The 12,118-nt window shown below is 68.9% G+C and carries 8 protein-coding genes and 1 tRNA gene; 3 read left to right on the top strand and 6 right to left on the bottom strand.

The window, feature by feature from the left end; all coding sequences use genetic code 11:
- Nucleotides 1-11 precede the first annotated feature (11 nt).
- The 3 genes from C1927_RS15125 to C1927_RS15135 are packed head-to-tail and all read right to left on the bottom strand — an operon-like array spanning nt 12 to nt 5,997.
- The gene (locus C1927_RS15125) at nt 12-3,878 is read right to left on the bottom strand and encodes a YhdP family protein (RefSeq protein ID WP_108747126.1); all 3,867 of its coding nucleotides are present in this window, start codon (nt 3,876-3,878) and stop codon (nt 12-14) included.
- Between the two features lie 30 nt (nt 3,879-3,908).
- Complete coding sequence (gene rng / locus C1927_RS15130) at nt 3,909-5,396, bottom strand: ribonuclease G (RefSeq protein WP_108747127.1); 1,488 nt, start codon at nt 5,394-5,396, stop codon at nt 3,909-3,911.
- Nucleotides 5,389-5,997 (bottom strand): Maf family nucleotide pyrophosphatase, encoded by a 609-nt coding sequence (locus C1927_RS15135; protein WP_079222683.1) that lies wholly within the window; start codon nt 5,995-5,997, stop codon nt 5,389-5,391. Before C1927_RS15135 ends, rng begins: the two co-directional genes overlap by 8 nt.
- A 130-nt stretch (nt 5,998-6,127) precedes the next feature.
- Between C1927_RS15135 and C1927_RS15140 the strand changes: the two genes are divergently transcribed.
- The 3 genes from C1927_RS15140 (at nt 6,128) to C1927_RS15150 (ending at nt 10,913) form a co-directional block, all read left to right on the top strand.
- Nucleotides 6,128-6,865 (top strand): SIMPL domain-containing protein, encoded by a 738-nt coding sequence (locus C1927_RS15140; protein ID WP_079222684.1) that lies wholly within the window; start codon nt 6,128-6,130, stop codon nt 6,863-6,865.
- A 377-nt stretch (nt 6,866-7,242) separates the two neighbouring features.
- Entirely contained in the window at nt 7,243-7,902 is a 660-nt protein-coding gene (locus tag C1927_RS15145) for an energy transducer TonB (RefSeq protein WP_079222685.1), read from the top strand.
- A gap of 221 nt (nt 7,903-8,123) precedes the next feature.
- Nucleotides 8,124-10,913, top strand: coding sequence for a TonB-dependent receptor (locus tag C1927_RS15150; protein WP_079222686.1), 2,790 nt, complete (start codon nt 8,124-8,126; stop codon nt 10,911-10,913).
- A 131-nt stretch (nt 10,914-11,044) separates the two neighbouring features.
- On the opposite strand, the gene C1927_RS15155 is transcribed toward C1927_RS15150, so the two are convergent.
- The 3 genes from C1927_RS15155 to rsfS form a co-directional block, all read right to left on the bottom strand.
- Nucleotides 11,045-11,121: transfer RNA gene (locus C1927_RS15155), tRNA-Asn, on the bottom strand.
- A gap of 22 nt (nt 11,122-11,143) precedes the next feature.
- Nucleotides 11,144-11,614 carry a 23S rRNA (pseudouridine(1915)-N(3))-methyltransferase RlmH gene (gene rlmH / locus C1927_RS15160; RefSeq protein WP_079222687.1) on the bottom strand — a complete coding sequence of 157 codons (471 nt, stop codon included), beginning with the start codon at nt 11,612-11,614 and terminating at the stop codon, nt 11,144-11,146.
- Nucleotides 11,615-11,679: 65 nt separating this feature from the next.
- Entirely contained in the window at nt 11,680-12,093 is a 414-nt protein-coding gene (rsfS, locus tag C1927_RS15165) for a ribosome silencing factor (RefSeq protein WP_079222688.1), read from the bottom strand.
- Nucleotides 12,094-12,118 lie beyond the last annotated feature (25 nt).

The raw sequence follows: 12,118 nt of genomic DNA on the forward strand, positions 1-12,118 counted from the left end.
GGCCGCGACGCTCAGCGCGGGCGCGGCAGGTCGGTGACGGTCGGCGGCACTGCCGGGGCCGGTGCAGGCGCGCGCGGCGGGGCCGGGGGACGGTCGCGGCTGCGTTCGATCACCTCCACCTTGGGCTCCTTCCACGGGCCGGTGACCCGGTAGGTGCGGGCGCCGATCTCGCCCAGTGGCTTGGACAATACCGCATTGGTGGCCGCACCCAGCGCGGCGCCCACCGGCCCGCCGGCCACCGCGCCGACCACGGTCAGCAGGTTGCCGGCGCGCGGGTTGACGTCGATGGTCTGGTCGAACTGCTGCTGGCGCAGGTCGGTCTGGCCGCGGATGGTGATGTTGGCCGCCGGGCCTTCGATCAGCACCTTGTCGGTGCGCGCCATGCCATCGGCGAACTGCATGCCGCCTTCAATGTGGTTGAACGCAAAGCCCTTGGAGAAGAAATCGCGGAAATCGAACATCAGGCGACGCGGCAGCTGGGCCACGCTGAGCAGGCCCAGCACGCGGCCGGCACCGGGGTCCAGTTCCAGCAGCTGGCCGTTGCGTGCGTCGATGTCGAGCGTGCCCTGCAGGTTGCCCAGCTGGAAATCGGACGGCCCGCCGGCCCAGGCGGCCTGCAGCTGCGCCTGGCCGGAGCCGCCGCGCAGCTGGCCGGCGTAATCCAGGTTCTGCATCAGCCCGCCGAGGTCCTGGCTGCGCACCTTTGCGGTCAGTTCGGTGCGTGCGCCCTCGCCCTTGCCCAGCCAGCGGCCGGTGATGTCGATCTCCTGGTCCGGCGCGCGGAAGCGCAGGGTGTCCACGTTCAGGCCGTTGCCCAGCGGGCGCGTGCGCAGCACGGCCTGGCCCAGCACCACCTTGCCGAATGTCAGGTCGGCGATGTCCAGTGCGAACGGCGGCAGCTTGGCCGGGTCCATGTCATCGGCACCGGTCTGCGGCCGCGCCGGTGCCGCGGCAGTGTCCGCCCCGGGCGCTGCCGGCGAGGACTGCCAGTGCACACGGTCGAGCTGGCCGCTGATGGTGCCGCCATCGGCATTGGGGACGCTCAGGTGACCGGCCAGCGACGGACCGTCCAGGCGCACGTCCAGCGCCTGCGCGCCCGGCCGCAGCTGCAGGCGGGTCTGTTCGAAGATGCCGCCGATCAGCATCAGCCTGCCGACCTGCACGTCCACCGCGCGCAGCGGCATCGGGTCGCCATCGCCACCGGCGCCACGCGCCAGGCCGATCCATTCCAGCGCATCCAGGGTCGGGCTGCGGCCGTTGATGGCCAGCCCGCTGGGCGGCGGATCGCGGTCGACGCGGTCGCTGCCCATCGTCACCTGCACGCCGGTCTGGTTGTTGTGGGTGCGCGCCGCCAGCGCCAGGCGCTGGCCGAAGGCCACGTCGATGCGGCCATCGCCCATCGGCAGCTGCGCCGACACCGTGGTCGCCAGCGCATCGGCGGCCGGCTTGTCCAGCGGCGCCGGCAGGTCCAGGCGGGTGCCCACCAGGTCCGAATGCAGGCGCAGTTCGCTCGGCGGGGCCGGCGCACCGGGTGCCACCTTGGGCAGGTTGACCGCAATGGTCCAGGCCGAGGTGCCCTCGAGATAGGGTTTCAACCAGGCCATTTCCGGCGCACGGTCGATCAGCACCTTGGCATCCAGGCGTGCGGCCAGTTCCGATTCAAAGGCCCGCGCGGGATCGCGCACGTAGCCGCCGGCGCGCAGGCTCAGGCGGCCGTCCTGGCCCAGGTGCCGCACTGCCAGGTCCTCGGCGGCGAAACCACCGCTGCCGTACCGGGCCTGGCCCTGCATGGCGTCGAATTCCAGATCGAAGCGCTTGTCCACCAGCTTCACGCCGGCCAGGTCCACCGTGCCCTGCAGGTGCCCGCCGCTTTCGTCGTGGTGCAGCGGCTGCAGCAGGTCGAAGTGTACGTTGGCCGATCCGCTGGCCACGAGGTTGTCCAGGGTGTCGCCGTAATCCTTGTGCAGGCCACTCTGCCGCAGCATCGCCAGCAGCCGCCCCGCCTCGCTCTGGCTGTCGGCACGCACGTACAGCGGCGCATGGCCGAAATCTTCGATGCCGGCCTCGAACTTCTGCACCGCCACGCCGGCCAGGTCACCACGGCCCTGCATGTGGAAACCGGGGCCGATGAAGGCGATGTCGGCGTCGACCTGGCCCATCAGCGGCCAGTCGTGCTGGAAGCGGATGTCGCCGTTGCTGATGTGGCCGGTGGCCTCGAAGCGGCCATCGTTGTTGTCGAACGGCCAGTCGTCCAGGTCACCGCTGACCAGGCCGATGCCGCCGCGCACCTGGCCGCCGACCAGGGCGGCATCCAGCCAGTCGGTGGCGCCCTTGCTCATCTTCGAATGGATCCAGAACCGCTTGGCGGCGGTCATCGGCACGTCGTCCAGCTTGGCCGCCAGCTGCAGCCACGGCCGCGTGCCATCGCCCTGGAACCAGACCCCGCCCCGCACGTCGGCCGCGTAATTGGTGCCCTCCACCCGCATGGCGGGCGTGCCGATGCGCCAGCCACCGGCTTCATCGCGCCAGCCGACGATCTGCCCGGCCAGGTGCAGGTCGTGACGCTCGCCGAAGCCGGTGGGCCAGTCGAACTGCAGTTCCTGCTGCGGCTTCAGCTGCAGGCTGAAACCATCGGCATCGCCTTCGAAGCGCCCGCCCAGGCCTCGAACCCCGGGGGCATCGCCGACGCTGGCAAAACCCAGCGCCTGCAGCTCACCCTGCGCCCACAGCGGGCCGTCGCGCTCGCCCTGCAACTGCAGCGCCTGCACGTCCAGCTGCGGCCTGGACAGGTACAGCCAGCGCCGCAGGCCCGGTTCCAGGCGGTCGCTCAGGGCCAGCGCGCGCAGCGCGGTACCGGCCTGCACCGTTCCGCTGCTGATCCGCAGCTGCTTGCCCACCTGCACCTGCAGGCCATCGAGTTGTTGCTGGTCCGGCCCGGCCTGCAGGCGCAGGCGCGGCACCTGCAGCGCCCAGCCGTCGCCCTGGCGCTGCCAGCGCAGGCGGGCCTGTACGCGCTGCAGCTGCAGGCCCGGCGTGGTCATCCCCGGCAGCGGCGCGCCATCGATGCGCACCTCGCGCAGGTCCGAATCGGTGGTCAGGGCCACCGGCGCGAAATCGCGCAGGGCCAGCCACAGGTTGAGTTCGCCCTTGCCCTCGCGCAGGCGCACGCCGCCGGCCGCCAGCAGCGGCGACCATGCATGGAAATCGACCGGGTCGGCACCCAGCCATGCCTGGCCGTTGCCGTGGCGGCGGTCCAGGTCCAGCACCGCCGTCAGCGGCAGCGCATCGGTCTGTGCCCAGGCGCGCACGCCCACCCGCAGGCGGTCGCCATCCACGCGCAGGCGCAGGTCGATGCGCGGCAGCGTGGCATCCACGCCCAGGCCGGGCGCATGCACGCCGAGGCGGCCACCGATCACCTGCAGTTCGCCCAGCCGGCGCAGCGCATCCAGCGGATCACCGCTGCTGGATTGCGGCAGCCCTCGCACCGACCAGCGGCCATCGCTGGCCTGCTGCAGGTCCAGGGCCAGGCCGCGCAGGCGCAGTTCGGTCAGCGAACGGCCCGGCAGCAGGCCGCTGTACATCGACACCAGTACTTCGGCCTCACCGATGGCCAGCCCCTGCCCGGCGCCGATGCGCAGGCCCTTGAGCTGCAGCAGCGGGCCACGGCGGGTCCAGGCGGTGTCCAGTTGTTCAAAGCGCACCGGTTGCCCGGCGCGCTCACTCAGCCAGGCCGCAATCGCCTGGGGATGGCGCTCGGCCAACGGCAGCAGCTGGCTGAGCGTACCCACCAGCAGCGCCAGCACGACCAGACCGACCGCGCATGCAGCAACGAAATGACGGCGGATCCTTCGCAGTCGCAGGCGCGGCGGCGCGCTCATCGGCCTCGACCGATGCCCGGGCCGCATGCTTCAGAGCAGAACGACATCGAACTGCTCCTGCAGGTACTGCTCATCGGCCTGGAAGCGGATGCTCTTGCCGAGGAACTCCTCCAGCTCGGCCACCGCCGACGACTCCTCGTCGGTGATGCGCGCCACGACCTTGGTCGAGGCGATCACCAGCAGGCGCGCCGCTTCGAACTGGCGCACCGCGCGGGTGATCTCGCGGAAGATCTCGTAGGTCACCGTCTCGGTGGTCTTGATCGAGCCCCGCCCGCTGCACTGCGGGCAGGTCTCCGACAGCTGCCGTTCCAGGCTTTCCACGGTGCGCTTGCGGGTCATCTCGACCAGGCCCAGCGGCGAGAAGTCGTACACCGTGGTCTTGGCGTGGTCGCGGGCCAGGGCCTTTTCCAGCGTGCGCAGCACCTGGCGGCGGTGCTCGGCGTCATCCATGTCGATGAAGTCGATGATGATGATGCCGCCCAGGTTGCGCAGCCGCAGCTGCCTGGCCACCGCCTGCGCGGCCTCCAGGTTGGTGCGGAACACGGTCTCTTCCAGGTTGCGCTGGCCAAGGAACGAGCCGGTGTTCACGTCGATGGTGGTCATCGCCTCGGTCTGGTCGATGACCAGGTAGCCGCCGGACTTCAGCGGCACCTGCTTGTCCAGCGCGCGGCCGATCTCGTCCTCCACCCCGAACATGTCGAAGATCGGCCGGTCGCCCGAATACAGCTCCAGCTTCTCGGCCAGCACTGGCATGTACTTGGCCACGAAGGCCTGCAGCTGGGCGAAGGTTTCCTTCGAATCGACCTTCACCTTGTCCACGTCCTTGCGGATCAGGTCGCGCACCGAACGCAGCGGCAGGCTCAGGTCTTCATAGATGTTGCTGCACGAGGGGGCTTCGCGGCCCCGCCGTTCGACCACGTTCCAGACGCGCGACAGGTAGGCCACGTCCTCGGCGATGGCCTCGGCCGGCTGCCCTTCGGCATTGGTGCGCACGATGTAGCCATAGCCGCCATGCTGGGCCGACAGCTCGGTCACCAGCGCCTTCAGCCGCGCGCGCTCGCCTTCATCCTCGATGCGCGCCGACACGCCCACCACCTTGGACTGCGGCAGCAGCACCATGTAGCGGGACGGAATGCTGATCTGGGTGGTCAGGCGGGCGCCCTTGGTGCCGATCGGGTCCTTCACCACCTGCACCACGATGTCCTGGCCGTCGCGCAGCAGCTCGACGATAGGCACGCTGGACGGCGGCGGCAGGGTGGTGTGCTCGGTATCGGCGCTGGCCACCGGGGCCGGCCGCACCACGTCGTTGGCGTGCAGGAACGCGGCGCGCTCCAGGCCCACCTCGACGAAGGCCGCCTGCATGCCGGGCATGACCCGCTGCACCTTGCCCTTGTAGATGTTGCCGACCACGCCGCGGCGCCAGCCGCGTTCGATGTGCAGCTCCTGCAGCATGCCGTTCTCGATCACCGCGACCCGGGTCTCGCGCGGGGTCACATTGACCAGGATTTCCTCAGACATCGGCAGCCTCCCTGGCGGCATCGGCAATGGGGGCCGGCACGCCGCAGCGCGCCAGCAGACGATCGGTATGAAGCAGCGGCAACCCCATCACGCCGGAGTAGCTGCCGGAAAGGTGTTCGATCCAGCGCTCGGCGCCTCCCTGGATGGCGTAGGCACCAGCCTTGTCCAGCGGCTCGCCGGTGGCCACGTAGGCGGCGATGTCGGCCGCGCTGATCGGGGCGAAGGTGACCTCGGACACGACCAGTTCACTGTCCAGCCCGCCAGCGCCCACCACCACCACGGCCGTCATCACCTGGTGGGTGCGCCCGGCCAGCCGTGCCAGCATCGCCCGCGCGTCGGCCGCATCGGCCGGCTTGCCGAACACCTCGCCGTCGAGCACGACCTCGGTATCCGAGCCCAGCACCCGCGCCTGCGGGTCGCTGGCCAGCACCCCGGCCAGGCCGGCGCGCGCCTTGTCGGCCGCCACGCGGCATACATAGTGTTCGGCGCTTTCGGCAGCCGCGCGCACCTCGGGCACCTCCAGGTCGAGGGCCTGGAAGGGGCGTCCGAGTCGGGCCAGCAGCTGGTTGCGTCGGGGGGAGCGGGAAGCAAGATAGAGCATCGGCACAGCATAACCTGAGGGCGCTGCCTGAATCGTCGGCAACCCCGCCCGGCACGCCTCAAACCCCGAACGGACTCACAGCGCGTTCATCGCTACGACACCACCCTCACCGCCACAACAAGGAGATCCCATGCGCCGCACCGTCACCCCGCTGCTGCTCGCCCTGTCCCTCGCTCTTGGAGCCTCGATGACCGCCCACGCCGCCCCGTCGTCGCCGTCGATCGCCGCCGCGGCCGAAGGCACCCTGCTGAACATCTCGGCCAATGCCGAGGCCACCCGCGTGCCGGACGTGGCCACCCTGTCGGCCGGCGTGGTCACCCAGGCCGCCGACGGCAACAGCGCCATGCGCCAGAACGCCCAGCAGATGGACAAGGTGCTGGCCGCGATCAAGGCCGCCGGCATTGCCGAGCGCGACGTGCAGACCAGCGGCGTCAGCCTGAACCCCCAGTACCGCTATGCCGACAACGAAGCGCCGAAGATCACCGGCTACCAGGCCAGCAACACGGTCAGCCTGAAGGTGCGCGACATCGCCAAGCTGGGCAAGGTGCTCGATGCCCTGGCGGCCCAGGGTGCCAACCAGATCAACGGCCCGCAGTTCGAGATCGACCAGCCCGAGCCGGTCTATGACGAAGCCCGCCTGGCCGCGCTGAAGAAGGCCCAGGCCCGCGCCCAGACCTATGCGACGTCGCTGGGCCTGCAGGTGCGCCGCATCGTCAGCATTTCCGAGAACAGCAACGGCGGCTTCCGCCCGATGCCGATGATGCGGGCCATGGCCGCCGGTGCGGCGATGGACAAGGCCACCCCGGTCGCGCCCGGTGAATCGACCGTGTCGGTGAACCTGGACGTGGTGTTCGAACTGGGCCGCTGATCGCCCGCGCCAGGCCAGCGCGGGGCCGCCACATGGGTAGCGCGGGGCCATGCCCCGCGAGCGCAGCGGCGCGTCTTCATCCGCCGGGCATGGCCCGGCGCTACCGGCAGATGCCTCGCGCGGGGCCGCCACATGGGTAGCGCGGGGCCGTGCCCCGCGAGCGCAGCGGCAGACCACACGCGGCGCCCCCCGGGGCGCCGTTTTCTTTGGCCGGTGGCCGATCAGGCGCCACAGATGAAGGCCAGCCCAACGGCAGTGACCCTGCCTCTAGGCAGTGGCCGGGCGCCGGCGCTAATGATTGACTGCCAGCCGCGTGCGGCAACCCCGATGGCGGCCCTGGTGCGTTGAGGACTTCGTCACTGGCATGGAGGTGGACCATGGTTCGTACGTATCCCGTTGTACCGCTGCAGTTCGATCCCGCCCGCGTCGCCGCCTGGAGCGCGGCTATTGCCCTGCACCTGCTGGCCTTTCTGTTGCTGCTCATCCCGGCAACCTACCAGGCGATCACCGCCCTTCCCCGCGACAGCACCGAGGTCAGGCTGATCCCCAAGGAGCAACCGGAACCGCCGGAGCCGACCCCGGTGCCGCCGGAGCTGGTCCAGGTGAAGGTCGACCCCAAGCCGAAGACCACGCCGACGGTCGTCCCGCCCCTGCCCACCCCGACCGCAACGCTGGAAGAAGCCCAAGGCATCATCCTGCCCGCCGCCGAACCGGCACCGGTACAGGCGGTGCCGAGCGTGGCGCCCTCCACCCCGATGGCCGGGGTGCAGCTGCAGTACCGCAGCGCCCCGCCGCCGGCCTACCCGGTGCAGGCCGTGCGCAACCACGAACAGGGCACCGTCCTGCTGCGGGTCGAGGTGGACCCCAGCGGCCAGCCGGTGGATGTCAGCATCGAGCGCAGCAGTGGCTCGCGCAGCCTGGACCAGGCGGCCCGGCAGCAGGTCCTGCGCCACTGGCGCTTCGTGCCGGCCGAGCGTGATGGCCAGGCGGTAGCGGCCATCGGCATGGTGCCGGTGCAGTTCTCCCTGCCGCAGTAAGGCCCGTGCCGGCCCGGCGCACTGCCGGGCCGGCCATACGCGCCGCCCGTACCCCGTCAATAGCCGTTCACGCCAAAACATTTCGCTTTGGTCGAAAGATCGTTACGAATTCAGTAAAACTTCACACCGTCGTCACCTGCCAGAAACCTAGATTGATGCGTCCCCGGGGCACACCGGGTGACAGCCCTCAATGCTCGAGTTTTCCAGTCAGGAGAGAAGCTGTGAAACACCCGATCCAACGGCCCGCCAGCCGCCGCCAAAACCACCTGGCAACTTCCATCACCCATATCCTCGCTGGCGGCACCCTGCTGCTGGCCGGCGCCGCGGTCTCCTCCTCTGCCTTCGCACAGGAACAGGCCACCAACCTTGACCGCATCACGGTCACCGGTTCGAACATCCCGCGCACCAACACCGAAACGCCGTCCCCGGTGCAGGTGGTGACCCGCCAGGAAATCGACCGCACCGGCAAGACCACGGTCGCCGAATACCTGCAGACGCTGACCGCCGACGGCGCCGGCTCCATTCCCAAGACCTTCGGCAACGGCTTCGCCGGTGGCGGCGCGGGCATTTCGCTGCGCGGCCTGGGCGCCGGCTCGACGCTGGTGCTGTTGAACGGCCGCCGCATGGCGACCTACGGCCTGGCCGACGACGGCCAGAAGGTGTTCACCGACCTCAGCACCATCCCGCTTGACGCTGTCGAGCGCGTGGAAGTGCTGAAGGACGGCGCCTCGGCCATCTACGGTTCCGACGCGATCGCCGGCGTGGTCAACATCATCCTGCGCAGCGACTTCCAGGGCGCGATCCTGCGTGGTTCCTACGGCGTGTCCGGCGATGGCGACGGCGATGCCAAGAAGGCCACCCTGACCGCCGGTACCGGCGACCTCGCCAGCGATGGCTGGAACGCCTTCTTCAGCCTGGACGTCGGCAAGACCGACCGCATCCAGATCAGCGACCGCAAGAACCGCAAGTGGATCGGCACCGGCGACATCCGCCGCTGGGGCTACGATGCCGCCGATGCGCAGTTCCTGGGTGGCGCCTACCTGTCCGGCGGCACGGCAGGCGGCACCGGCCCGAACGGCTCGGTGTTCGACAACACCGGCCACCTGGTCGCCCTGCCGGGCTGCGCCGGCGTGACCACGATCCCGGGCCAGACCGATGCCACCGCCCAGGCACAGGGTTGCCTGTGGGATCCGGCACAGCTGTACCGCGACCTGAGCCCGGAAGAGAAGTACGTCAACGTGTTCGGTCGTGCCAGCTTCGCCTTCGGTGAAGGTGGTGAGATCTACACCGAGATCGGCTACTCGAAGAAGGAAACCATCTTCAGCAACACGCCGTCCGGCGTGTCCGGCGGCTGGGGTTACCCGGGCGGCCCGGTCAACGCCAACAGCGGCCCGGGTGCAACCATGCTGTACGCCGGCCACCCGGACAACCCGCTGCCCTACGCTGCGCGCCTGCGCTACAGCGCCTGGGACGTGGGCCCGCGCGTGACCGACAACACCAATGAGTTCAACCGCTTCCTGGTGGGTGCCAAGGGCAACTGGGGTGAGTGGAGCTACGACACCGCCTACCTGCATTCGGGCACCGACCTGGTCAACAAGCGCACCGGCTTCCTGAACTACGACGCCGTGCGCTGCGTGCTGGGCAACCCGGCCTGCCCGTACGGCACCTGGCGCATCGGCGACAACGCGTCGCAGACGCCGCAGTCGGTCTACGATGCGATCAGCCCGACCATCAGCGCCCGCGCCAAGTCCAGCCTGGACATGTTCGACTTCACCATCTCGCGCAGCCTGATGGACCTGAAGGGCGGCCCGCTGGGCCTGGCCTTCGGTACCGAGTGGCGCAAGACCAGCAACAGCCTGACCCCGCAGACGTTCACCGACGTTGGCCAGATCATCGGCCTGGGCTACTCGGCCTATGACGGCACCCAGAACGTGTACGCCGGCTACGCCGAACTGTCCGCGCCGGTGCTGGAATCGCTGGAACTGTCCGGCGCCGTGCGTTACGACAAGTACGAGAGCGGTGAAGGCAAGGCCACGCCGAAGCTGGGCGTGAAGTGGACCCCGGCCGACTGGATCGCCCTGCGCGCCAGCTACGCCGAAGGCTTCCGCGCGCCGAACCCGGCCGAGAACGGTGACGGTGGCCTGGCCGCCTTCTCCAACGCACGCGATCCGGTGCGTTGCGGCATCGATCCGGCCAACGAGTGCACCGCGCGCTCGGTGGCGATCATCACCCGCCCGAACAAGGACCTGAAGCCGGAAGAGTCCAAGAGCTACTCGGTGGGTATCGTGCTGCAGCCGACCTCCAGCACCTCGATGACCGTTGACGCCTGGGAAATCAAGCGCACCAACGAAATCGCGCAGGGCAGCACCGCCGACGCCATCGCCGCCGGCAACGTGCTGCGTGACTCCAACAACATCGGTGGCGTGCTCAACAGCGGCACGATCCTGGCGGTCAACACGGCCTACGTGAACGCCAACTCCTCGCGTGTCCGCGGTATCGACACCGACGTGCGCCAGACCTTCGACCTGGGTCCGGGCCAGCTGGAGATGGACCTGCAGTGGAGCCACATCCTGAAGTTCGAACGTACCGAGGGTGACACCACCGTCGATTACGTCGGCACCCACGGCAACTGCGACGTGACCAACTGCATCGGTACGCCGCAGGACAAGATCAACTTCGGCACCACCTGGAAGCAGGGCCCGTGGAGCGTCAGCGGCGTGGTGAACTACATCGACAGCATGGAGAACAAGGACCGCCGCGGTGGCGACTACCTGGCCTTCTATGAAGATGGTTCGCCGGTGGAGAAGATCTCCTCCTTCACCACCTTCGATCTGTCCGGCCGCTGGAACATCACCGAAGCCTTCGAACTGAACGCATCGGTGCAGAACGTGTTCGATCGCATCGCTCCGCTCGACCCCAGCACCTACGGTGCGGTCAACTACAACCCGCTGCACTTCAGCGGCGCGATTGGTCGTTACTTCACCGTCGGCGCCAAGTACACCTTCAAGTAATCGAAGGCGCGTCACCTGCAAAGGCCCGGGCAACTGCCCGGGCCTTTGTTTTTTGCGTCGCGCCGGGCATGTGCGGCGCCCTGGCAGACGCGCAAAAAAAACCCGCATCTCGCGATGCGGGTTTTCAGAGGTGGCGCCCGAAGTTGGACTCGAACCAACGACCCCCTGATTAACAGTCAAGTGCTCTAACCGGCTGAGCTATTCGGGCAGACGACTAGTATAACCACTCTTCACGCGCGATGGTAGGGGTGATTGGCAATCATTGCCGCCGCGCGATACAGCTGCTCGGCCACCACCAGGCGCACCAGCATGTGCGGCAGCGTGAGCGGTCCGATCGACCACTTCTCATCGGCCAGCGCGGACACTTCCGGCGAGTGACCTTCCGGGCCACCGATCAGGAAGGCGAGGTCCCTGCCCTGCCCGCGCCAGTGCTCGAGGCGCTGCGCCAGCTGTTCGGAACTGAGCTGGCGGCCCGGCACATCCAGTGCCACCACGTAGGCGTTCTTCGGCAGCGCGGCAATCACCCGCTTGCCTTCGTCCTCGGTGGCGCGGCGCGCATCGCGCCCCTTGCCACGCAGGCCCGGCTCGATTTCCACCAGCTCGAACGGCAACCAGTGCGACAGCCGTTTCTGGTACTCGGCAAAGCCCTGCGCGACCCAGCTGGGTGCGCGTTCACCGGTGGCGATCAGGCGCGCTTTCATCGATGGCATCTCCAAAACGTCGACGGCGCCATCGGCGCCGTCGAAGGGTGCAGCAACGCCGTGGCTCAGGCCACTTCGTCGTCGTCGCTCGGCGGCGGCTGGTCGCCAACCGTCCACAGGCGCTCGAGCGCGTAGAACTCGCGCACGCGCGGCAGCATGACGTGGACGATGACGTCGCCCAGGTCGACCAGCACCCACTCGGCTTCGCGCTCGCCTTCCACGCCCAGCGGCATCACGTCGATGTTCTTGGCGAAGCGCACGACTTCATCGGCGATCGACTTGACGTGGCGGGTCGAGGTGCCCGAAACGACGATCATGTAGTCGGCCACGCTGGACCGGCCGCGCACGTCGATCTCGACCAGGTCCTTGGCCTTCAGGTCTTCGGTGGCTTGGCGGACGCTGGCCAGCAGTTCCGGCACGGAGGGCGGCGGGCTGGGCAGATCGACCTTGATGGTCTGGGGCTGGGTCTGGTTGCTCAAAGTGGATCGACTCGATAAACGTGGG

It is taken from the genome of Stenotrophomonas sp. ZAC14D1_NAIMI4_1, from assembly GCF_003086775.1.
Lineage (GTDB): Bacteria > Pseudomonadota > Gammaproteobacteria > Xanthomonadales > Xanthomonadaceae > Stenotrophomonas.

Excerpts from the sequence above, each read along its gene's own strand:
- C1927_RS15140 (WP_079222684.1), top strand. The coding sequence starts at position 6,128 with ATGCGCCGCACCGTCACCCCGCTGCTGCTCGCCCTGTCCCTCGCTCTT.
- C1927_RS15135 (WP_079222683.1), bottom strand. The coding sequence starts at position 5,997 with ATGCTCTATCTTGCTTCCCGCTCCCCCCGACGCAACCAGCTGCTGGCC.
- rng (WP_108747127.1), bottom strand. The coding sequence starts at position 5,396 with ATGTCTGAGGAAATCCTGGTCAATGTGACCCCGCGCGAGACCCGGGTC.
- C1927_RS15145 (WP_079222685.1), top strand. The coding sequence starts at position 7,243 with ATGGTTCGTACGTATCCCGTTGTACCGCTGCAGTTCGATCCCGCCCGC.
- C1927_RS15125 (WP_108747126.1), bottom strand. The coding sequence starts at position 3,878 with ATGAGCGCGCCGCCGCGCCTGCGACTGCGAAGGATCCGCCGTCATTTC.
- rlmH (WP_079222687.1), bottom strand. The coding sequence starts at position 11,614 with ATGAAAGCGCGCCTGATCGCCACCGGTGAACGCGCACCCAGCTGGGTC.